Genomic DNA, 21,576 nt, shown 5'->3' on the forward strand with positions numbered 1-21,576 from the left:
TGCCGATAACATGGTTTATTTATTCTTCAGCAACCACGTAAATGTCACCGTCGTAAATACCTTGCACGGTAAGCTTCTGGCTTGCCAGGGCCTGAAGGTAATCAATATGCGCTTGCTCCACTTTCTGTCCAGGAACAATAAGTGGAATACCGGGTGGGTACGGAGTAATTAAGCCAGCTGCAGTGCGTCCAACGCTGTTTTGCCATGGAATGGCTTCCCTAGGGCTGAAAAACGCTTTTGACGGAAGGTCGTCTAAATGAATGGGCGGAATGTCTGCCGGTAACGGGCTTTTGCTCTTGCGCTTACTAAGGTTAACGGCGCCATCATCAAGACGTTTTAACGCGTTGTATAGCCTTACAATTTTAGAGCGCATTCCGCCTAGTGTTAGCAGTACTAAAATAGTGCTATGGGTAAACTTCTCTATTTCTAAACCGACTTCGTCCATCAAGAAACGATGTATTTCTTGGTTTGAATAATCAAGCGCCGATACGTCAATTAGGATTTTAAGCGGGTCGTGCCCAATGTTATCGCTTTCAAAGTGAGAAAACATATTCGCAAACTCACTAGGCGAAAGTATTTTAAGTCGCTTGAACTTGGTCATTTGCGATTTGAGTTCGGCAACATTGCTTAATAGCTCATTAAGGATTTTGTAGCCTTCCATTTCTAGCTGCTGACGACATACGTCAAGCGAGGCAATCAGTTGATACTTGGGCGAGGTACTGGTGTGAATTGCAAACACTTCTTTAAAGAAGTCTTTATCGAAATCCGGATCGTTTACATGAATAAAGGATGCTTGCGAGAACGCCGACACCACTTTGTGCGCAGAGTGAGTAATATAATCTGCCCCAGCTGCGATAGCAGAGTAATCACGCAATGCTGGGTGAAACAAGGAATACGCAAACCAGGCTTCATCAATGAACACTTTAATGCCATGTTCATGGGCTAGATTAACTACTTGCTTAAGGTCGGTAAGTAACCCATCATAAGTACACCCCGTCAGTACGATAAGTTTAGCATCAGTGTTTTCTTCAATAAGCTGCTTAATTTGCGCCATCCTAGGCGGTGAAAAAATACCGTATTCAGGGTTAAAGACACTGTCTAAATACACCGGCATGGCTCGCGCCTGAATAATGCCGTAGTGTACTGACTTGTGGCAGTTTCTGTCGGCAATGACTTTATCGCCCTCACGCAACAGCGTCTGCAAAATAATTTTGTTTGATGTAGAAGAGCCATTCGTAACGAAATAGGAATGGCGAACCTCAAATGTGTTCGCAACAGCAGCTTGTGCTTTTCCAATAGCGTGGGTGCCATCTGATAGTGAGCCCAGCGAGTCTACGCTTACCGATAAATCACTAACAAACACGTTACGCCCAAAGAAACGATAAAAGTCACTGATATAGGGTGAGTTTCTAAAGCTTGCGCCACCGCTGTGACCTGGCGTGTGCCACGAGTCATTAGACTCTACCACATAGTCTTTGTATTCAGTCCAAAACGGCGTTTCGTTTCTGTCATCAAAGTCATTGATGATATAGCCAAGAATAGATTCTGGGTCCGAAATAATATCGTTTCGATAGAAGAACGATTCAATGCCATTGGCTTGGTTTACAATATCCAACCCTTTTACTGCATCGCCTAAGACATACACCGGGAGTTCAGGGCGAATGCGTTTAATAGCGTCGATAACTCTGGCGTTATTATCAATTACCGCGTTGTGTGCAGACGACTCTTCGCTTGTTGTTTTCTCGTTTGCGTTTTGTGAACTAACGCTTTCTGCTGCGGGGCTCGTATTTTCATTAAGTACGCCAAATAAAGGCTCAACGTCTGTCAGCTCTTTAACCTTCGCCACCACATCCCAGCTAAATACAACAGCCTGAATGTCACCGTCTTCTCGAACAATTTGTAGTGCCTTAGAAACGGAGTTTGCCTCAAGCAGGCTAATATCAACGTCACTTCGGTCGAAGTAAGCAATGGTGTTGCCTATACTCGACGTAATTTGTTCCAACAGATCAACAGCATCTTCTATAACAAGAATTTTCAAATGAGGGCGCATTAACCAACCATGTAATTAATAATGAGTATTTGGCGCTAAGCTAAAACTCATAAGGCTAAGAATCTATAAACTAAGAATCTATAAACAAAAACAGTAAAACTAAAAATAGTGTAACTCTGAATTTCATTGGTGTCGTGTAAACTCTTGCTTAACTTTAGCAATAGTTTTTACTTGAGTTGAACAGGGGAAAATCACATATGCATACATCTACCTTTCTAACTCAATCCCCACATGCCTACCTTTCAAAATCCACCAAGCACGTAAATAATCTACAAGAATTCTTACATTACGCGAAGAACGTGCTCCCTTCTATTGCTTTAACGAAGAAAAACGCCTGGCCAATACAGCATGATCATTGTTTTATGCGGGTGATTTTAGACAATATTGTCGGCTGTGCGTGGTATGAGGCCATTCCGTCACCGGCTTATAAAAACCTTACCGACGAGCAAGCCAGCGCTGCATTAAATCTTGCGAGACAGATAGCCATTGAGAGTGTCTCGCTTCACGTTCTCAACCAACGCTCGAAACAGTGGCGCGATAAACAGCTAAAGTTGGAGTTTTAGTATGACTAAACGTACAACCATTAATGACGCAATTCTGATTCAAGACGGCCAAGACCTAGAGCGAATAGTGAAAGATAAACGAGCGCAATGGAGGGCTAATAACGCTAAAGCACGACGCAGGCAACGCCGTTACAAAAAGAAGCTTATTGCAGAACTTCCCCATGTTATCAATGATATTCATAGCACATATCCCGAAGATGATGCGTAAAGCACTATCATAATACATATCAATTACCTACAATCACTGCTAGAAAGTTGCGCTTAATAAAGTGTGACGTACATTAATTCCTACCAAGAAAGTGACAGGACATACCATGGCGTTTAATTTAGCTATTAATAACGATATTGCAGTAATCACCTTTGACGACGGAAAAGTTAACGCCGTCGGCTTTGAGCTTATTCAGCAGTTCAATGATGCCTTAGATGAAGCAGAGAAAAACGCAAAAGCAGTTGTATTACACGGCGGTGAAGGCAAGTTTTGCGGGGGCTTTGATTTGTCAGTAATGAAAGCTGACGACAAAGCAAAACAACACGAACTGGTGTCAAAAGGCGCTGATTTAATTGTGCGCCTTTATAGTTTTCCGCTACCTGTTGTTATTGCTGCAGAAGGTCACAGCATTGCAATGGGCGCAATTATGCTTATGGCTGCGGACCTGCGTATTGGTAAAGATGCAGATACTAAGTATGGTCTTAATGAAACCGCCATTGGTATGGTGCTGCCGCCATTCGGTATGGAACTAGCCAAAGCCAGACTCGCTAATACTAGCCAAACTGAAGCCTTACTTTTCTCGCGCATCTATCAAGGCAGTGAAGCGGTTAAAGCAGGCTTTTTAGATGCAGCAGTGCCTCAGGAACAAGTACTAGCAACGGCTATGGGTTATGCAGAAAAACTGAAAATGTTACCAAGGAAGTCTTTTGCTGAGTCTAAAATACAGTTGCGTAAAGAAACCATAGCGAAAATGAAGGCCTAGAGCTTAGGTTGTAACAACGCGTTGAGACTTATCATTTCAACGCGTTGTAAAGAAGCAATTACTTTACAGGCCCAGAGCGGCGTTCAATCTCTTCTTTTAGCGCATTCCTTAGGCCCAATTCAAAGCTTAATTCAGCGAGCACAAAAAGCGGCCCTATCGCCAAGCCCATGATATCGTCCACGAACGCTGGCTTCTTTCCCTCGAAATGATGACCAATAAATTGCAGTACCCACCCACCGATAAAAATTCCTAACGAGACAGCAAGCCACATGCTCACACTAAGCTGTGCGATAGGCTGCGCGAAATAGACCATAGCCCCCGTGATAAGTGTCATAACAACGCCCAATTTTATATCTAATTTAATATAGAAAGCGTTACCTATTACCCATACGAACAAAGCAGGACTAATGACCATAGCCCCCAAAATGGGTGCATTTATAAGGTATGCAGGCTTGCTAAGCAGACAGAATACTGAAAAAACAATGAGCGGGATGCCGATATAATGGGTGTAGATGTTTTTCTGATCCCTGTGATACTTAGCGTACTCACTTAAGTGTTGTTCTAAATTCTTCATACTGCGCCAACGTTTTATTTATACTGTAGTGGTCAGTTTACTCCTTGCGATCACATACAAACTGTCGCCTAGACGACAAACACTTTAAAATCGACTTGGCATATTCGATATTTTAACTAATTAGTACTGCTGAACTTAGTTGTGAAAAGCGACTCCTACCGCTATTGATAAATAATAAGTGGAGTTTTCATGAATAAAAGGAAGTACCTTTTAACTTTAGCTGTACCCACACTTCTCGCCTTAACGGCTTGTAGTTCAGTTTCTTCAATGTATTCGACTGATGAACAAGGACAAAGTAGTGAGGAGGACAAGCTTGCACTTTCAGGTAGCCATTGGCAGGTCGAAAGCATAAATCAAGCAGGTATTATCGACTTTAGCCACGTTACTCTTAATGTAAATGTAAACGGTGATGTTAGTAGAATAAGCGGAAGCACAGGCTGTAATCAATATACAGGGGCGCTCGACGTTGCGAATGACAATAAAGCATTCGGTGCAGACAGCAATGCTCAACCCTTCTCTGCCGATAAAATTGTACTTACCAGAAAGATGTGCGCCCCAGCACTTATGAAACAAGAGCAAAGTTTCGTAGATGCTCTGGCTTCATCGAAAGCTTATGCAATATTGAATAACACATGGCTAGTCCTGTATGACAGCAATGATAACGAAACAGTAAAAGCGATAATTTCATCCCCCTCCCAGGGATCAAACTCTGGTAATGCTAATAAACGCGGGCTTGGAATTAAAAAAGGGTCGAAAGAGGCAGCTAAAAAGCAAGATATTGCCGGCGCTACTACACAAGCCAATAGCAGAACCTATAATTGTGAGACGCCAAACGCCAGTATCACAGAGTTGCGTGTGAATACGCTTGGCCCAGATACAAAAGCAGTCTCAATCAACAATATGCATCACATCGTGCAGCTATCACGTTCTGCATCGGGAGCGAAATACACCAATAACAGAGGTGTGGTGTATTGGAATAAAGGTGATATTGCCACCTTTTCCATAAATTCTGGCTACTATCACTGTAAAATTGACCATTAAAATTCAAGCAGCATCATTATGATACAAGCCCTAAAACTTATTTAGAAAGATTAACTACTTTCTATAGCGAGCGTCGGCGCTTTCTATAAAGTGCCGAAACCGCAATGCTCGTGTAATGCTCGCCATGTGCTTTACAAAGCACTGCGCCAGCCACCACTCTCTGTCAAATAGTTTCAATTAAACACTTTTTCGCGGTTCCGTCTCTTCGAAACAAACACCGTCCCCGGTAATTAGCATTTTATTTATATATTTAATGTTAGGCCTTTAATCACTAAAAATCAGCCACTTAAGCCGTAAACACACGTACTTAACATCCTTATCACTTGCCGTTAAATATGCTTCAACGTTGAAACAATAGTTAGAACACTATACAATTTATTTTTATTGAACAGCCAATTAAAATAAAAACACTGCTTTTGTTTAACTAAATCAAACACTATTAAGCCTGCAGAAACAGTGCTCAGATAGAGGTGAAGGCAAAGAAAGCTAAAGTGGTGTTTATTAAGCGTAGAGCGATTAGTTCGGGCGCTTCGAACGCTTAGCGAGAAAAATAGTTTCAACACTATTCATCGTATTGAAACCAAAGAGATGTACTAGCTTGTACGTATTTATTTTTCACGCAAAGAGCGCGCTAATTGGCGAGCGTTGTCAGCACTATTTAAAGTAGGAGTTTATGCATGTCATTACCAACTTATCAGAATTTTATTCACGGCAAGCCGTTGGCGAACAAAAGCAAAGAGACCTTTGCAGTAACCAACCCCGCAACCGGTGAGGTAATTTACCACGTAGAAGTGGCTGATGAGTTTATTCAACAAGAAGCGATTAAGAGTGCTAAAGAAGGATTTGCGGTATGGTCAGCAATGATGCCTATTGAAAGAACCCGCATCCTTAACAAAGCGGTAGCATTACTTCGTGAGCGTAATGATGAACTCGCTAAATTTGAAGTACTCGACACCGGTAAGCCTATACAAGAAGCTGATTGTGTAGATATTGAAACTGGCGCTGATGTTATTGAGTATTATGCAGGCCTGGCTCCTACTCAACTAGGTACCCAGCAGCCTGTTGGCGGTGATTTCTTTTATACACGCAAAGAAGCACTAGGTATTTGCGCTGGTATTGGCGCATGGAACTACCCTATTCAAATCGCTTGCTGGAAATCAGGCCCTGCGCTTGCTGCTGGTAATGCATTTATATTTAAACCATCAGAAGAAACCCCAATGGGCGCGCTTAAACTGGCTGAAATTTTTACCGAAGCTGGCGTACCTGCTGGCGTATTTAATGTGGTTCAAGGTGCAGCGCAAGTAGGCCAATGGCTTACTAACAGCCCTGACATTGAAAAAGTATCATTTACCGGTGAAGTAGGCACGGGTAAAAAAGTGATGCAAAGCGCCGCTGCGTCGAACTTGAAAGACGTGACAATGGAACTTGGCGGTAAGTCGCCGCTTGTAGTGTTCGAAGATGCCGACATTAGCCAGGCTATCAGCGCCGCTATGCTAGGTAATTTTTATACCCAAGGTGAAATCTGCACTAACTGCACCCGTGTTTACGTCCAGCGCTCTGTGTATCAAGCCTTTATTGATGAACTTAAAACCCGTACCGAAACCAATATCATTATGGGCGACCCGTTAGACCCTAATGTAAACCTAGGCGCACTTATTTCTAAAAAGCACCAAGAGCTAGTACTTAGCTATATTGCTAAAGGAAAAGAAGAAGGCGCAACGCTGTTAACCGGTGGTAACGCTGCCTCTCCAGCCTCTGCGCCTAACGGCTATTTTGTTGAACCAACAATTTTCACAGATTGCACCGACGATATGACTATCGTTAAGGAAGAGATCTTTGGGCCAGTAATGAGCGTGTTGGTATTCGATGATGAAGACGAAGTGATCGCACGCGCGAATGACACTGAGCTAGGATTAGCCGCCGGTGTATTTAGCAAGGATATCCAGCGCGCGCACCGCGTTATTCATAAGTTACAGGCTGGTATTTGCTGGATAAATGCATATGGTAACTCTCCTGCTGAAATGCCTGTAGGCGGCTATAAACAGTCTGGCATTGGACGTGAAAACGGCGTCGAAACGCTTAATAGCTACACACAAACCAAGTCGGTTTATGTAGGTATGAGCCAAATTGAAAGCCCGTTTTAAATCGCAGTAGGAGTTTATATGCAGACATTTGATTACATTATTGTTGGAGCAGGTTCTGCTGGCTGTGTGCTAGCGAACCGCTTATCAGAAAACTCTAAGCACAAGGTTTTACTACTGGAAACCGGCGGCTCAGACAAAAGCATTTTCATCAAAATGCCCACAGCGCTGTCTATTCCGATGAATACAGACAAGTATGCGTGGCAATTTAATACTGAGAAAGAGCCGTATTTAAACAACCGTGAAATGCACTGCCCACGCGGTAAAGTACTGGGCGGCTCGTCATCCATTAATGGCATGGTATACGTACGTGGTCACGCCAAAGACTTCGACGAATGGGAAGCACACGGCGCAGAAGGCTGGAATTACCAAGCCTGCTTACCGTATTTTCAAAAAGCTGAAACCTGGTACAAGGGTAACGATGCTTATCGTGGTGGCAATGGTGAACTTGGCGTTAACAACGGCAATGAAATGAAGAACCCGCTTTATACCGCCTTTATCAAAGCCGGTGAACAGGCGGGCTACGACATCACAAGCGATTATAACGGTAAGCAACAAGAAGGCTTTGGGCCAATGCATATGACCGTGAAAGACGGTGTACGCAGTTCGGCAAGCCGTGAATATCTTGACCCGGTAAAATCGCGTAAGAATTTGACCATAGTGACCGGCGCGCTGGTGACTAAAGTTGTTCTTGAAAATAAAGTCGCGAAAGGTGTTGAGTATGTGGTTAATGGCAAAGCAGAAACCGCCAATACGTCTAATGAAGTCATCTTAAGTGCCGGTTCTATTGGTTCGCCACATATTCTGCAACTTTCAGGCATCGGCGATAAAAAGGTTCTCGAAAAAGCAGGCATCGATGTCAAACACCATCTGCCGGGTGTGGGCCAAAACCTGCAAGATCACTTGGAGTTCTATTTCCAGTACAAGTGCAAGCAACCAATTACGCTAAACCGCAAACTGGGCTTAATCTCAAAAGGCTTGATAGGCGCCCGCTGGTTGCTTAACCGTTCGGGGTTAGGCGCAACGAATCACTTTGAATCATGCGCATTTATTCGCTCCAAAGCTGATGTAGAGTGGCCTGATATTCAGTATCACTTCTTGCCAGCAGCCATCCGTTACGATGGGAAATCAGCATTCGATGGTGACGGTTTTCAGGTACACGTAGGTCACAATAAACCAAAAAGTAGAGGTAGCGTTACCATTCAGTCGGCCGACCCGACAGTGCCTCCTAAAATCTTGTTTAATTACTTACAACATCAAGATGATATTGAAGGGTTTAGAGCTTGCGTAAGACTAACAAGAGAAATCATCGCACAGTCAGCATTCGACGACTTCAGAGACGGCGAAATTCAGCCTGGCGAGCATATTCAAACGGATGAAGAAATCGATGCCTTTGTGCGCGAAGCTGTCGAAAGTGCTTATCATCCGTCGTGTTCATGCAAAATGGGCGAGGATGATATGGCAGTAGTAGATTCTCAAACCAAAGTACATGGCATTAAAGGCCTTCGTGTGGTGGATTCATCTATCTTCCCTACCATTCCAAATGGAAACCTTAATGCTCCTACCATAATGGTCGCTGAAAAAGCGGCGGACAAAATTTTGGGTAAATCTGCTTTACCACCACAGAATGTGCCCGTGGATATCCACCCGCATTGGCAAACAGAGCAACGCTAAATTTTTAAAGTACTTGCACCAGTGTGCTTATTTTTAAAGCAAGCACACCCTCCACAGTGCCTACACGCAGCCACCTTAACATGGTTTTAGCGAGTAGCTGGGTGGACTGTTTAATAACGAAAAAAAAGGAAAAAACATGATTTATTTTTATCAATTTTGGGAGGGTGATAATGACAGTTTGGCTTAGTGCAGGCATTATTTTCACTCTACTTTCTGTAGCCTATATTTTGTTTAAATGGGGCAACATGAAAGTGGTTGGCGTAACGCCAGTTAGAACCTTCACCTTCATTGCTATTCTTTTTACCTCAGGTTTAGACGTGGGTCTTATTATGTTCCCGCTTACTGAATTTGCTGGTTATGCTGACATAAGCGCAAGTCCCGAATATGCCTTCACCAATCCGCTCGCCATTGAGTTTGGGTTCTGGGGTTTCTTAATTTGGGGATTCTACTTTCTTACTTGTTTTTATTTCTGCGTAATCGAGCCGAAGGTAAAGTTTTTCGAGCTTCCTATTGTTAAGTTCGTAAACAACATTATTATCATCGGAACCTGTGCTTTTACAGCTTTCTTACTGCTTTCAAACCTTCCATGGTACCTGCCGTCAGTAGGCGACGGTGAATCAGTCGTGCCAGCGTTCTATCTTATTGTGTTCGCAGCTATTGCCTTTGCAGTGTACTCAAGCACAAGTATTAAGTACGTGCGCATTTTAAGCCTGACCACTACATGGGTATTTATCGCCCTCATTGTTGGCATGTGGGCTGCGGCATTTGTGTTTGGCGAAAGTGAAATAACGGCATACTTTAGAAACCTAGGCCTTATTGGCGGATATTTTGCGAATATTGATAACTTCGTATTACCCATCAATGATTACCATGAGTTTTATCTATTCTGGTGGTTCAGCTGGAGCATTATGATAGGTCAGTTTACGTCTCGTTTCGTAGGCGGCCTTAAAACCTACCAAGTTATGCTGGCTATGATGGTTATCCCATCTATCCCTATCGCTGCATGGTTTTCGGTATTGTATCACTACCACAGCGCCGGTATTCCAACGGAAGGTATCACGAATATGGCAATGGTATTTGTAGGTATTGTTTTTGTAATCAACTCACTTGACTCACTTATCAGACTTTATACCGACAACCTTAACATGACCGTTGAGCGCATTGGCAAAGGTAATTATATTGCCCTTAACATCGTGGCACTATCGCTGCTTACGCTGTTATTCAAACTAGACTTCTTGCAAATTCAGTGGGTAGGTGCGCTGGTTATAGCCGTCTTCTTTAGCTGCTTTTCGTTCATTTTGAGTCAGAAGTTCAAATCGGTGACGGCTATCAAAACGTCCCCGAAAGAGAACAAAATTGACTTCACAAAAATAGAAAACCTTAACTAAAACATTTCATATTTGTTTGTTTCCCCTCTTCTTCACTGGCTCAATTTGAGCCGGTGAAGTTAAAGAGTGCCCACTATTAAAAGGCGTCGATTAAATAAACAACTATGATATACACAACAATGATAAAAACGGGTGTTTAACATGAAAAAATCAAACGTATTTTTACCGTCTGCACGCACACTTGCTGCCATTATCGCGACATTCTATGCTTCGGCATCTCTTGCTGACTGGAGCGCCAACATTTCCGCAGTATCAGACTATACATTCAACGGCGTTAGTCAGACACAAAATGACCCAGCTCTCCAAGGCGGCGTTGACAAAGCCTTCGAAAATGGCACGTACGCTGGAACGTGGGCTTCCAACGTAGATTTCGGCGGTGATACTAATCTTGAATGGGACTTCTACGTTGGTCGTTATCAAATGCTAACCGATACGGTAAGTGTCGACTACGGTATCGCCTATTACTCTTATCACGGCGGTGACGATTCAAGTGACGGGAATTACCCGGAAGTGTACACCAAATTCGGTTATGCTAGTGACTACGGTAGTTCAGAACTGAACTTCTGGTACACGTGGGATTACTTTGGAACAGGCGCTAAACACGCCATCGCGATGGTTGCTCATAACTTTGAAATCGCACCCAACCACAATTTACGTGCAAGCTTTGATGTATCAAACTCGTTAGATAGCGATAAGTGGCTATGGAATGGTGATGACACCTCTTTTTACCACTACCGTTTGGCTTACCAAACAAGCTACGAAGGGTTCGATTTCGAAATTGCCGCTGAAAACACCAATCTCGATTTTGATACCGCCGATGAACGCATCGTGTTTGGTGTATCGAAAACCTTTAGCTTCTAAACGTTGACTTGGAAAGTGGTTCTTCAGAACAAGAACCACTTTCCTTAGCAAGTACTATGCGTGCTCGCATTACGCTGCATCAACTGTATTCGGTCAATTTAACTTAGCTATAAGTCGGTTAAAAAGTCCATGCAACAAAGCGGCTCAATTTACTCCCCTGCCCCATATCAACCACTTTACACTGCGCAGCACCGTAACAATCAATACTGGCTTTAATTGGTTTCAAATGGGCACTCTTCGACACCAAGCAGGTGAACCATTCTACATTGTCTTTTACAGAGACACTCTCTTGAACCATGCGCTGAATAAAGGCAAGTTCACCGCCTTCGCACCACAGTTCATTCGATTGGCCCGCAAAATTCAAGTTCGCATTCCTACCTTGGTAAGAGGCATTTTTACCTTGTAGCTTGGATGTACGATGCCCAAAACCTTGCTCACGATTATCGGTAAACTTTGCACCACTTCGTTTCTGTTTATTGCGGGTTAGGTTAGATGTCTTCCTTCGCGTGCCTGACAGTGCATCTTGCGCAGACTTATGAAACGGAGGATTACACATAGTAAAGGTAAACCGTTCGTTCTCTTCAATTACGCCTTTAAAAATGTGCGCACTGTTCGTTTGTTTGCGAACTTGGAATTTGTTGGCTAGTACACTATTTCTGCTAGCAATCGTTTTAGCACTTTTTACTGCGGCATCGTCGACATCAGTACCTATAAACGACCATCCGTAGGACGTAACGCCAATAATAGGATAGATAGCATTAGCGCCCACACCGATATCTAGCCCCCGAACATTTTTATATTGCTCGTTTTTCTCATTATGACCTGTTGATTTTAATAGGTCCGCAATGCCGTGAATATAATCGGCCCTGCCAGGAACAGGTGGACACAAGTAACCATCAGGAATATCCCAATATTCTAGGCGGTAATAGTGATGAAGCAATGCTGCGTTAAGCACCTTCACTGCTTGTGGGTTGGTAAAATCTATACTGGTATTGCCGCTTTTAGCACAAACAAGAAAGGGCTTAAGCGCCGGGTATGTCTGGCACAGCGCATCCATAGGATAGCCGTTTCTGTGGAGATTTTTTGGATGCATGAAGCGCTACTTTTTATGTGAAACTAAAAATTGAGATTGAACGTTTTCATCGAGCAATTGGGCGCCACTTCCTTGGGCAGCTACTTTATCGTCAGTATTGTAAAGCCTACAGCGCTCTAATGACAGACACCCACAGCCAATACATCCCTCTAGCGATGTTTTTAAACTGGTGAGCGCCGCAATTTTTGCTTCGATATGCTGATTAAACACCTTACTTAGCGTTGCCCAATCTGATTGGGACGGCGTTCTGTTGTCAGGCAACGTAGATAATAGGTGCTTTATTTGCGCAAGGGTGTAACCCATATTTTGCGCGATTAAAATAAAAGAAACCCTACGAATAACAGAGCGAGGAAACACCCTATTTCCTCCTTCGGTGCGAACAGAAGGGATAAGGCCTTCATTTGCATAATAGCGTATTAATGAAACAGCATTGCCAGTACGTTTGGCAATAAAGCCAATGCTTACCATAGGTTCTGGTGCCATAACGTCCTTTTTCCCCGATATTTAAATAGCACATAAAAACGCTTGATCTAAAGTTAGCTTTAGATATTAAGCTGTTTTTCGTTGATTATCTACACAAGGAAAAACACATGACAACTGCATACTTAGAGCACACGAATATCACCGTACAAGACCCAGATCAGTTAGCTAACTTGCTTTGTACATTGTTTGGTTGGAAAGTAAGGTGGAGCGGCGGCGCTAAAAATGACGGATACACCGTACATGTAGGAAACGATAAAGATTATCTTGCGCTATACAGACCGAAAACAATTAATGAGATAGACAGTGATTATAAAACTTTGGCCAATATTAATCATATCGGCATTGTTGTGCCAAATTTAGACGAAACAGAAAAGCGAGTTCTTGCTATGAATTTTGATACCTACAGCCACGGCGACTATGAGCCTGGTCGACGGTTTTATTTCATGGCACAGCAAAATATAGAGATTGAAGTCGTTTCATACTGCTGATTTATATTGTCGACCTATCTCATTATTGTAAGATCAGAAAGGCATAATAAGATCATATTTTTGATAAAGCTGCGCGAGTACACCCTGCTCGCGCAGAACTTCTAATTGTTCATCAAATACGGTTTTAAGTGCCAAACCATGTTCAGTAAGAGCAAAAGACCAATATAATTCAAAACTGCCTATTACTGTGATTTCATACTCTGACTTATCAACGCGCTCATCTAAAACTAGTTGAACCAAACTACCTGCTCCAACATAGAAGTCGATTTTCTTCATTGCCAACAAAGCTAATCCCTTATAAGAATCTTCAACTTCTAGGCCCATCGTCGCTTTTTCTAAATAGGGATAGAACACCATATCTTCATAACCAGAACGGTAAGCGCCGAGTTTGTTATCAAGAGAATCTCGCGTTAGGGCATCTTGTACACGGCTTACCATAACTACGGTGTCAATAAGCACAGGCCGCTCAGAATGATAAAGCCTTTCTGTTTTGTGCATTGCGCCTGTCATATCAATATTACCTTGCAATACGTTCTTCACACTACGTTTCCAGGGATAATAGTGAATATCTACTGCGTACTCTGGTTCTGGAAAAATTTTATGCACTAGCTCGTTATAAAAGCCGCTTCCGTCGTAATTTGTGTAGTCTTGCCAATAGTCAGTGCCCCACTTAATAGACGTTTGCGCAGCCGAATGAAAGCTTATGAACACACAAAATAGCAAACAAGAATAAAGAGAAAATTTCATCGAGTTATCCATTCAGTTGATTTTTATATACATAGCGTAGCTAAAGTGATAACGGTATAAAGAATAGTCAGTAAATACCAAAACAACTGCCAAAACAACGGAATACATATGAAAAACACCTTATTTCTTCTACTAACCCTTGTTAGTTATAATGTACAGGCCAGTTCTGTGCTTTCAACGAAAGAAAGAAGTGTCTTAATTGATAATATTCTTGAACAGCGCTTCAGTGATGTACTCCCCCACATTATGGAGCGGGAAGGCATCGACATGTGGGTGTTGATGTCGCGGGAGTACAATGAAGACCCGGTTTTAAAAACCATGCTGCCTTCAACCTGGGTTTCTGCAAGGCGTCACACCATGTTAGTCATTTATAACCCCAAGAATGGCCAACCTCTAGAGCGCTTAGCCGTAGCAAGATACGCGGTAGGCTCGCTATTTAAAAAAGCGTGGGATAAGGAAGCACAACCCGACCAATGGGAAGCATTGAAACATATTATCGAGGCCCGTAATCCCTCAAAAATAGCTATTAATAGGTCAGATGCATTTGCTCTTGCTGATGGCATGACTGCTACCGAACACGAAAAATTTATAGGCGTACTTTCTAATGAACTGAAAAGCCGAGTAGTGAGTGGTGAAAGGCTTGCTATAGGCTGGTTAGAAAAACGCAGCGAGCTAGAAATGCAGTATTATCCCCTACTCACTCAAATTGGTCACTCGCTGATAGAAACAGCATTTTCGAATGAAGTCATCACACCTAACATAACCACTACTGATGATGTTGTCTGGTGGCTTCGAGATCAAACTCGTGCCTTAGGGCTCACCAATTGGTTTCATCCTACTGTTTCCATCCAAAGACAAGACAATGAAGTGTTCGATCAGATCAGTGCTTTCAGCAAACGTCCAGGAGAAAACATTATTCGACCGGGCGACCTGATACACGTTGATTTTGGCATTACCTACTTGCGACTTAACACGGATCAACAGCAGCATGCCTACGTATTAAAACCTGGAGAAAAAGACGCGCCAGCGTCACTTAAAAAAGCACTTAAGGCGGGTAACCAGCTGCAAGACATTTTGACTAGCAATTTTAAAGTAGGAAGAACAGGTAACACTATATTGAGAATGTCGCGACAGCAGGCTATCGAACAAGGGATCACGCCCGCTATTTATACCCACCCGCTTGGTTTTCACGGGCACGCGGCAGGGCCAACAATAGGAATGTGGGATGCACAAGAAGGTGTGCCAATTCAAGGTGACTACTCAATGTTTGCACAAACGGCCTATTCTATAGAGCTCAACGCGGCAAGCTATATTGACGAGTGGAACAAAGAAATAAGAATTATGCTGGAAGAAGATGCATTTTTTGACGGTAAGTCAGTAAGCTATTTAGATGGTAGGCAGACCAAGTTCCATTTAATTCATTCTAGTGAAAAGCAATAAATACACGTAAAGCATTGTACTTATTTAAAACGGTAAGGGGTATCAATTGGCAAGAATAGCCAGTATTGAAAAAGAGAGTAAATAGTAAAACTCGTAAAGTGTCAGGCCTTTCGCCCTTTCAAGCGAAAGGCCATGAAACTGTACAAAATATTAGCAGTAGGTTGCTATCCTAAAACGTAGTTTTATTCAGCTGCTGTGCGAACTACTACGTTTTCTGCTCTGTATTCACGAACAAAGTCAGACATTTCTTTGTGGTTACAGATGATGTTTTCACCTTCCAGACCAAATTTCGCTAGCGCTGCATCTTTACCTACAGAAAGTGCTTCTAGACACGCTTGTGAAGCAACATCTTTATTCTTTGCAACAAGTGCTACTGTTTTTGCGTTTTCAGTTGCCTTGTTGTTTTTGTACATGTAAGCGAAAGTGCGAAGCGACTCACCGTTACAACGTACAGATGCACTGAACTCTTCTACGTTATAACCATTTGCGCGAATAAGGCGCAGCGCAGGGCCAAAACCTTCTTTAGCCGCAGTTAAACACGCTTGTGTTTCGATGTTGTCGTTAACAGGCTTTAGTACTACATCTTTTGCAAAAGATTGTGTAGCAGCAACCGTTAAAGTTAAAGCAATAGCGAAAGTAGACAGTTTCATTTTTTGAATTCCTATTTTGTAACTAAATTAGATATCACCTAAGTGATGTGTACATTATGACCAAATATTTCAAAGAATAAAGCTTTTTTCGTAATTTTATTACAGAAAATGCAACTTAAACATACAGATCACGATAAAAATGAAAGTAATTTACATAAAATAACAACATTTATATAAAAATTTACATATAAGTCTTTTTAGTTACAGGTTATCCATTAAGGGCGTACAAAAAAGCGCGCATGAAATCACTTTCAGCGCACTTAATTCAAAAAATGATAGTGGGGTAATAGCCGGTATCAGCGTAACCTTAAATTTTTGACCTACAAAATGAGATCGTGCATCCAATTAAGTGATGGCAACTGCTGTTCTGGTTGGTAAAAGAGACGATTCAGCCTGCCCAACAAATTAACTGAACGACTGGGGTCGTGCGCTTTCACCCTGTGCTCGCTTTCAGTAAGCATGAACTCCCATGGCTGAAGATTGAGGTTATCTACTTCTTGTTGCGTGACGCCCAGTGACTGCAGCGTTGACAAAATTCGCTCCGTTTTGCTTTCTGCAATAGGAATAATTTTTTTACCATAGAGATCATCGAGTGGCTCATTGATGGCTTCTAACGTGTGATTTATTGCTGCCCAAACTTCATCGTGATCAAACACCCAGCCTCGTGGCGCATAGTAACCCTCTATTTCCCATTCAAACTCTGCATTACTCACTGCAATAGAACTTTCGGCCTCTGGAGAATAGGCTAAATCCGGCTTAGCGCCAATATTGTAAGCATCTACGCTCATAGCGACACAAATAATCAACTCGCCGCAGTGTTGCTTATTTGTATAAAGCGCTTCAAATGCCGCACGCTTAACGCCCATCCAACCATGCACTTTTGAAGGTTGTTCAACAAAGTGCCTTACATCATCTGGCAGGTCTTCGCCATAGGCATTGATGAGCAGTGGAAGTGGGTTTTGATCAGGGGCTTCGTCCGGCATCCACACTTCGTATTCTTGTCGATTATCGGCTTTCCCTCGACTCTTAATTCCGTAGGACAAGTTCACGGGGCGGCAAATACTTCTATCTTCATCTACTTTATGAAAATACTCAGAGCGCATGCGCTTAATAAATGGGGCATCTAACCCTGCTAACGCAGCCGTTGGATAGCGATAGCCTATCTCACTATGTTCAACCATGTGCAACGTCGGAATAGCTTGCACTAGCTTACTTTTAAGCCCTGATAACGCGTTTACTTTTGGAAGAACGATACTTCTTTCTGGCTCTATAGTAAGTCTGCTTCCATCTTCGGTGACAAATTTGGGTGTTTTATGAAATTCATAACCTGAGAACCCTAATACACTCACCGCGGCGTTTCTATATTGAGAAAGCTCACTAAAAAGCGCAGTATGATTGCGAATATGCTTAAATAACGGTCTTGATTCGGTCATATTTACTTCCATTTCGGCTACTTCCGTTCTAATACCAGTGTCTATTGACCTAACTTTTTTGGTTTAAAAAGCGATGCCATATTTTTGCGCCCACATCATCGTACTCTTTTACAAGGTTACGGTAGCGCTCGCGCATCGCCACATCTATAAATGGTGAAGGCAATAAAGGATCGAATACCAAGTGGTATAACGCACTGTCTCCTACCACATAAGATTCTTTGGTGGCTTCTTCAAGGGACAAAGTAGGCAATCGGGCAAGAGATTCCTCTATTTCAACGCATCCGTCTTTATAAAGCGCCTCTAGGTTTAGGTAGCTCCATAGTTTCATAGCCTTGGCTTGCGTTTGATTGTCAAAATCGCTGGCACTAAACACAAGTGCTTTACTCGATAGACCAAGAGTGTGAAGTTTGCCTCGCACCTCACCTATTCCACCTGCAAAATTGTTTGGCCTTATATACATATCACTTGCAAGTTTCCTCATACCCACAAGTTTAAGTGCACGCTCAGCAGCCCTCAGCTGCTTTTTATCACTCTTAGGAAGGAAGCTTGTTTGAGCGACAACCCAATCATCCTGCCAAGGTACAAGCCCATTCTCATCTTCTCGCCACTGATGTATTTCTTTAGCAAAGCATATGCCTTTATCGCCTAGTTTGTAATAACCCCTCTCAACCAAAGTGATGAGCTTTGCAGACTGCAAGCGGGTTAGCGTTACGCGAATATTGTTTTCAGAAATACCAAACAATGCACCTACTCGAACAGCTGCGCTGGCATTCATCTGAATATTGTCTCTTGAGCCTAATAACTTAAGCAGTAGCTTTCTTGCTACGGGCTTTTTCTCTTCTATTTGCTGCAAATTCTACTTACTTCTTCTTCAGAAAGGACTTAAGCGCTTAATGGGGCCTCAACCACCTCGGTAGCTAAAATGGTTTAAGGCTAAGAACGCGCCTTCCCATAATTATATAAACACGCGCCATTCACAAACATTACATACTTTACTTATTTTAATATATCTATGTAATGTTTAAGCATTATGATTTATTGTAGATATATGGGACAAAGATACGTCTTACATATTTACTGAGCGGAAATGCCATGACTTTACCGAATCGATTCGTTACACATGTAGTAGAAAACCAGCCCACTATTCCTGCCCCCTACAATTTGTGGCGTGGTGATGCGTTGCTATGCGTATTTTTAAACCAGCACTTGCCGCCATCCCATCAGCATAATGAAGGTTTGTTAGACAAATATGGTCGACTCGCGGGTGACACACTTATGAACCATGGAGAGCTTGCAAATAAAAACAAGCCCGTTCTTCATACCTTTGATCGCTATGGCCGTCGTACAGACAATGTAGAGTTTCATCCTAGCTATCACGCGCTTATGGAAAGTGCGATGCAACACAATGTGCACAACTATTCTTGGAAACACGAGGGTATTGATGGTGCGCATACCATACGGGCAGCACTAATGTATTTGCATTATCAAGCTGAATCTGGCACCTCTTGCCCCCTGACCATGACACACGCAGCGATCCCAGCCATGCGATATGGGAAAAGCTTACCGCCTTACTATCTAGATAAAACTATTAATGGCAAGTACGACCCTCGCGCCATTCCTGCAAGTCAGAAGCACGGACTGACGATAGGTATGGGGATGACTGAAAAACAAGGGGGCTCCGACGTTAGGCGTAACACCACAAAGGCCTCTAAGCAAACTGATGGCAGTTACAGTATCGTTGGCCACAAGTTCTTTTTCTCAGCGCCCATGTGCGATGCGCATCTTATACTTGCGCAAGCTGAAGGCGGTTTAAGCTGCTTTTTGTTGCCAAGGGTGTTAGAAAACGGTGAACTGAATAACGTTCGAATTCAGCGCTTGAAAGACAAGTTAGGCGATTGGAGCAATGCCTCCTCTGAAGTTGAATTTCAGGACGCCACGGCATATTTAATTGGCGAAGAAGGTCGTGGCGTGCCGGTGATCATCGATATGGTGTCACTTACCCGGTTAGACTGCATGATAGGCTCATCTGCCCTTATGCGGCAATCATTGGTTCACGCCTTACACCACGTAAGTCAAAGGGATGCCTTCGGCAAAACGCTTATTAATCAGCCTTTAATGCAAAATGTATTGGCAGACTTAACGATTGAATGCGCAGCTGCTACCGCGCTTACAATGCGCGTTGCAAAAGCGGTAGATAGTGCACAGAGAGATAGCCATGAAGCAGCATTGGCAAGGCTGGCCACCGCCATTGGGAAGTTCTGGGTTTGTAAGCGCGCACCTATATTTGTAAACGAAGCACAAGAGTGTTTAGGTGGTATTGGTTACGTTGAAGAAAACCCTATGCCCCGTTATTACCGCCAAGCCCCGCTAAACTCTATTTGGGAAGGCAGTGGAAACGTGCAATGCTTGGATGTACTGCGCGCACTTGCCAAAGAGCCGAATGTTAAAGAGGCCTTGTTTAAAGAGCTTAAAACACAGGTAGGCAAAAATAAGCACTATGATATGCACCTTAGTAAGCTGTTTGACGAGTTATCAAATACGCAGAATATGGAAATGCGAAGCCGATATTTAACTGAGCAAATGGCGCTAGCGCTACAAGCCTGCACATTACTTGCTTCGGTGCTCGATAACGATCATGCCCTGAGCGATATTGCCCACACGTTCTGTGAATCTAGACTCGGCAATGCATGCGGTTTTGCTTTTGGTACACTGCCCGACACTACGCCGTTTGAGGATATTATTGCGCTTGGACAAATTTCTTATAACTGAGCAAGGTCAAAAAGATCTCAGTTCAGGTGCTAATAGTTGACGTTGAAATAAATTTTTCAAATTGACGTAAAGCCCTACGAGCACACTGAGCTTGCACTACCGCTCTGAGCATGAGCCCTAACGCAAGCCCGTGCTAAGCCATAGGTGCAGCTAGTCGTAGGTGCAATGGCTTGAAAGATAGAGACCTTTCGTCATTGCCGACCCCATTCTTTTCCACCCATTTATACCAACCGGGACGCGGCTCGCCTAAAGGAGAAGGCGAGATCATTGGCGGACGAAAATTGTGCCAGTGACACGCCAATTCGCCCTGTCGCAGACCACTCATAGAATTTACCCTCTTTGGTGCGGATCATGGTCGTCGCGAAGGAACTCGAATTTCCTCCTTTGTAGTTGACAATTAATTCCCCATCGCTATCACCGTCTTCATCATGAACCTGATGAGTTTATCAACATGGTGCTTTGGTACGCTTGATTTCTATATGAGTATCAATTGATTGTGTAGTAAAGACTCAAGCTCCGAGTTTCAACTTGCAAGATTAAAACATAACGATATGAATAATATTAATAAAATAGAATATTCATGTTTTGTTTACTCTCTAAACAAAACATAAAACCACTAAAGCCGGATAACACATACCTCCACAAATACTAAATAACCTAAAAAGGATTAACCGAGTAACCTCGTTTGGCTAAGCGCGCATGAGCTGTCATGGCTGATAGGTCCATCTTTACCCCCTCTATCAAAGCGTTTTTTTCAACGCCATGGGCTGCAGCTGACTGGCCGCATACTATCACTTCAACGCCTTGTTTCATTAGTGCAGTAAGCAACGCTTCGTTGCCGTTGAGTTGGCCCTTGCGCTGTTTGAAGAGATCATTTTTAAGCATTTCTTCTGTGGCAGAACCGTGAACCACAAGCGCAAGGGAAAGATTTTCCTGTTTTACGCCGTTGGCAACATGCATATTGATAAAACGCGCGAGCGACTCAAACTTGCGGTTAACCTCGCCTGGTTTTGCCGCTTTAGCTACGTCAAATGCAACCTTGAATGTCTGATTTTCAGTAAAACCAACGCCATCCACTGGCGCATGTTTTCCAAAAGAGCTAAACACTGGGCCATATTCAAATTCTGATTTAGCTGAAGCCTGCCCCGTCACAAACAATGCTACTGCCAAACCAAGTGACGCGCTGCCGACTCCTTTTGTCATGATCATT

At 43.0% G+C, this 21,576-nt stretch carries 20 protein-coding genes; 11 read left to right on the forward strand and 9 right to left on the reverse strand.

Features of this window, described 5'->3' with window-relative positions:
* Positions 1-19: 19 nt before the first annotated feature.
* Positions 20-2,050, reverse strand: coding sequence for an aminotransferase class I/II-fold pyridoxal phosphate-dependent enzyme (locus ACYX4M_RS01210; protein ID WP_476081543.1), 2,031 nt, complete (start codon positions 2,048-2,050; stop codon positions 20-22).
* A 197-nt stretch (positions 2,051-2,247) separates the two neighbouring features.
* On the opposite strand from ACYX4M_RS01210, the gene ACYX4M_RS01215 reads away from it, so the two are divergent.
* The 3 genes from ACYX4M_RS01215 (at position 2,248) to ACYX4M_RS01225 (ending at position 3,584) form a co-directional block, all read left to right on the forward strand.
* Positions 2,248-2,613 (forward strand): hypothetical protein, encoded by a 366-nt coding sequence (locus tag ACYX4M_RS01215; RefSeq protein ID WP_476081544.1) that lies wholly within the window; start codon positions 2,248-2,250, stop codon positions 2,611-2,613.
* A 1-nt stretch (position 2,614) separates the two neighbouring features.
* Complete coding sequence (locus ACYX4M_RS01220; protein ID WP_476081545.1) at positions 2,615-2,821, forward strand: hypothetical protein; 207 nt, start codon at positions 2,615-2,617, stop codon at positions 2,819-2,821.
* Between the two features lie 106 nt (positions 2,822-2,927).
* A complete protein-coding gene (locus ACYX4M_RS01225) occupies positions 2,928-3,584 on the forward strand; it encodes a crotonase/enoyl-CoA hydratase family protein (RefSeq protein WP_476081546.1) in 657 nt (218 codons plus the stop codon).
* A 58-nt stretch (positions 3,585-3,642) separates the two neighbouring features.
* Here ACYX4M_RS01225 and ACYX4M_RS01230 read toward each other — a convergent pair whose 3' ends face one another.
* Positions 3,643-4,158 carry an Mpo1 family 2-hydroxy fatty acid dioxygenase gene (locus ACYX4M_RS01230; RefSeq protein WP_476081547.1) on the reverse strand — a complete coding sequence of 172 codons (516 nt, stop codon included), beginning with the start codon at positions 4,156-4,158 and terminating at the stop codon, positions 3,643-3,645.
* Between the two features lie 189 nt (positions 4,159-4,347).
* On the opposite strand from ACYX4M_RS01230, the gene ACYX4M_RS01235 reads away from it, so the two are divergent.
* The 5 genes from ACYX4M_RS01235 to ACYX4M_RS01255 all read left to right on the forward strand — a co-directional run bounded on the left by ACYX4M_RS01235 (position 4,348) and on the right by ACYX4M_RS01255 (position 11,263).
* Positions 4,348-5,199, forward strand: coding sequence for an META domain-containing protein (locus ACYX4M_RS01235; RefSeq protein WP_476081548.1), 852 nt, complete (start codon positions 4,348-4,350; stop codon positions 5,197-5,199).
* Positions 5,200-5,876: 677 nt separating this feature from the next.
* Positions 5,877-7,343, forward strand: a complete 1,467-nt coding sequence (gene betB, locus ACYX4M_RS01240) for a betaine-aldehyde dehydrogenase (protein ID WP_476081549.1) — start codon at positions 5,877-5,879, stop codon at positions 7,341-7,343.
* 18 nt (positions 7,344-7,361) lie between these two features.
* Positions 7,362-9,014 (forward strand): choline dehydrogenase, encoded by a 1,653-nt coding sequence (gene betA, locus ACYX4M_RS01245; RefSeq protein WP_476081550.1) that lies wholly within the window; start codon positions 7,362-7,364, stop codon positions 9,012-9,014.
* Positions 9,015-9,184: 170 nt separating this feature from the next.
* Positions 9,185-10,402 carry a BCCT family transporter gene (locus ACYX4M_RS01250; RefSeq protein WP_476081551.1) on the forward strand — a complete coding sequence of 406 codons (1,218 nt, stop codon included), beginning with the start codon at positions 9,185-9,187 and terminating at the stop codon, positions 10,400-10,402.
* A gap of 141 nt (positions 10,403-10,543) precedes the next feature.
* Positions 10,544-11,263, forward strand: a complete 720-nt coding sequence (locus ACYX4M_RS01255; protein WP_476081552.1) for a TorF family putative porin — start codon at positions 10,544-10,546, stop codon at positions 11,261-11,263.
* A 118-nt stretch (positions 11,264-11,381) separates the two neighbouring features.
* On the opposite strand, the gene rlmF is transcribed toward ACYX4M_RS01255, so the two are convergent.
* Entirely contained in the window at positions 11,382-12,356 is a 975-nt protein-coding gene (rlmF, locus tag ACYX4M_RS01260) for a 23S rRNA (adenine(1618)-N(6))-methyltransferase RlmF (protein WP_476081553.1), read from the reverse strand.
* Positions 12,357-12,362: 6 nt separating this feature from the next.
* Positions 12,363-12,839, reverse strand: coding sequence for a redox-sensitive transcriptional activator SoxR (gene soxR, locus ACYX4M_RS01265; RefSeq protein WP_476081554.1), 477 nt, complete (start codon positions 12,837-12,839; stop codon positions 12,363-12,365).
* Positions 12,840-12,946: 107 nt separating this feature from the next.
* On the opposite strand from soxR, the gene ACYX4M_RS01270 reads away from it, so the two are divergent.
* A complete protein-coding gene (locus ACYX4M_RS01270; protein ID WP_476081555.1) occupies positions 12,947-13,327 on the forward strand; it encodes a VOC family protein in 381 nt (126 codons plus the stop codon).
* Positions 13,328-13,360: 33 nt separating this feature from the next.
* Here ACYX4M_RS01270 and ACYX4M_RS01275 read toward each other — a convergent pair whose 3' ends face one another.
* Entirely contained in the window at positions 13,361-14,074 is a 714-nt protein-coding gene (locus tag ACYX4M_RS01275) for a substrate-binding periplasmic protein (protein WP_476081556.1), read from the reverse strand.
* Positions 14,075-14,182: 108 nt separating this feature from the next.
* Between ACYX4M_RS01275 and ACYX4M_RS01280 the strand changes: the two genes are divergently transcribed.
* On the forward strand, positions 14,183-15,514 hold the full coding sequence (locus tag ACYX4M_RS01280; RefSeq protein ID WP_476081557.1) for a M24 family metallopeptidase: 1,332 nt from the start codon (positions 14,183-14,185) through the stop codon (positions 15,512-15,514).
* 182 nt (positions 15,515-15,696) lie between these two features.
* Here the strand turns inward: ACYX4M_RS01280 and ACYX4M_RS01285 are convergent, their stop codons facing one another.
* The 3 genes from ACYX4M_RS01285 to ACYX4M_RS01295 form a co-directional block, all read right to left on the reverse strand.
* Positions 15,697-16,164 (reverse strand): DUF3718 domain-containing protein, encoded by a 468-nt coding sequence (locus ACYX4M_RS01285; RefSeq protein WP_476081558.1) that lies wholly within the window; start codon positions 16,162-16,164, stop codon positions 15,697-15,699.
* Between the two features lie 320 nt (positions 16,165-16,484).
* Entirely contained in the window at positions 16,485-17,597 is a 1,113-nt protein-coding gene (locus ACYX4M_RS01290) for a hypothetical protein (RefSeq protein ID WP_476081559.1), read from the reverse strand.
* A 49-nt stretch (positions 17,598-17,646) separates the two neighbouring features.
* On the reverse strand, positions 17,647-18,450 hold the full coding sequence (locus tag ACYX4M_RS01295; RefSeq protein ID WP_476081560.1) for a PaaX family transcriptional regulator: 804 nt from the start codon (positions 18,448-18,450) through the stop codon (positions 17,647-17,649).
* A gap of 239 nt (positions 18,451-18,689) precedes the next feature.
* Here ACYX4M_RS01295 and ACYX4M_RS01300 point away from each other — a divergent pair, with 239 nt between their 5' ends.
* Complete coding sequence (locus tag ACYX4M_RS01300; RefSeq protein ID WP_476081561.1) at positions 18,690-20,366, forward strand: acyl-CoA dehydrogenase family protein; 1,677 nt, start codon at positions 18,690-18,692, stop codon at positions 20,364-20,366.
* Positions 20,367-21,023: 657 nt separating this feature from the next.
* Here ACYX4M_RS01300 and ACYX4M_RS01305 read toward each other — a convergent pair.
* Positions 21,024-21,569, reverse strand: coding sequence for a DsrE family protein (locus tag ACYX4M_RS01305; RefSeq protein ID WP_476081562.1), 546 nt, complete (start codon positions 21,567-21,569; stop codon positions 21,024-21,026).
* Positions 21,570-21,576 lie beyond the last annotated feature (7 nt).

This window comes from Alteromonas sp. ABV4_150 (assembly GCF_056311745.1).

What these genes read in the sequence shown, in the direction of transcription:
- ACYX4M_RS01250 (WP_476081551.1), top strand. Translation starts at nt 9,185, where the DNA reads ATGACAGTTTGGCTTAGTGCAGGCATTATTTTCACTCTACTTTCTGTA.
- betA (WP_476081550.1), top strand. Translation starts at nt 7,362, where the DNA reads ATGCAGACATTTGATTACATTATTGTTGGAGCAGGTTCTGCTGGCTGT.
- ACYX4M_RS01300 (WP_476081561.1), top strand. Translation starts at nt 18,690, where the DNA reads ATGACTTTACCGAATCGATTCGTTACACATGTAGTAGAAAACCAGCCC.
- ACYX4M_RS01220 (WP_476081545.1), top strand. Translation starts at nt 2,615, where the DNA reads ATGACTAAACGTACAACCATTAATGACGCAATTCTGATTCAAGACGGC.
- ACYX4M_RS01285 (WP_476081558.1), bottom strand. Translation starts at nt 16,164, where the DNA reads ATGAAACTGTCTACTTTCGCTATTGCTTTAACTTTAACGGTTGCTGCT.
- ACYX4M_RS01215 (WP_476081544.1), top strand. Translation starts at nt 2,248, where the DNA reads ATGCATACATCTACCTTTCTAACTCAATCCCCACATGCCTACCTTTCA.
- ACYX4M_RS01255 (WP_476081552.1), top strand. Translation starts at nt 10,544, where the DNA reads ATGAAAAAATCAAACGTATTTTTACCGTCTGCACGCACACTTGCTGCC.
- ACYX4M_RS01275 (WP_476081556.1), bottom strand. Translation starts at nt 14,074, where the DNA reads ATGAAATTTTCTCTTTATTCTTGTTTGCTATTTTGTGTGTTCATAAGC.
- ACYX4M_RS01230 (WP_476081547.1), bottom strand. Translation starts at nt 4,158, where the DNA reads ATGAAGAATTTAGAACAACACTTAAGTGAGTACGCTAAGTATCACAGG.
- ACYX4M_RS01270 (WP_476081555.1), top strand. Translation starts at nt 12,947, where the DNA reads ATGACAACTGCATACTTAGAGCACACGAATATCACCGTACAAGACCCA.
- ACYX4M_RS01280 (WP_476081557.1), top strand. Translation starts at nt 14,183, where the DNA reads ATGAAAAACACCTTATTTCTTCTACTAACCCTTGTTAGTTATAATGTA.
- ACYX4M_RS01210 (WP_476081543.1), bottom strand. Translation starts at nt 2,050, where the DNA reads ATGCGCCCTCATTTGAAAATTCTTGTTATAGAAGATGCTGTTGATCTG.
- ACYX4M_RS01225 (WP_476081546.1), top strand. Translation starts at nt 2,928, where the DNA reads ATGGCGTTTAATTTAGCTATTAATAACGATATTGCAGTAATCACCTTT.
- ACYX4M_RS01305 (WP_476081562.1), bottom strand. Translation starts at nt 21,569, where the DNA reads ATGACAAAAGGAGTCGGCAGCGCGTCACTTGGTTTGGCAGTAGCATTG.
- ACYX4M_RS01290 (WP_476081559.1), bottom strand. Translation starts at nt 17,597, where the DNA reads ATGACCGAATCAAGACCGTTATTTAAGCATATTCGCAATCATACTGCG.
- betB (WP_476081549.1), top strand. Translation starts at nt 5,877, where the DNA reads ATGTCATTACCAACTTATCAGAATTTTATTCACGGCAAGCCGTTGGCG.
- ACYX4M_RS01235 (WP_476081548.1), top strand. Translation starts at nt 4,348, where the DNA reads ATGAATAAAAGGAAGTACCTTTTAACTTTAGCTGTACCCACACTTCTC.
- soxR (WP_476081554.1), bottom strand. Translation starts at nt 12,839, where the DNA reads ATGGCACCAGAACCTATGGTAAGCATTGGCTTTATTGCCAAACGTACT.
- rlmF (WP_476081553.1), bottom strand. Translation starts at nt 12,356, where the DNA reads ATGCATCCAAAAAATCTCCACAGAAACGGCTATCCTATGGATGCGCTG.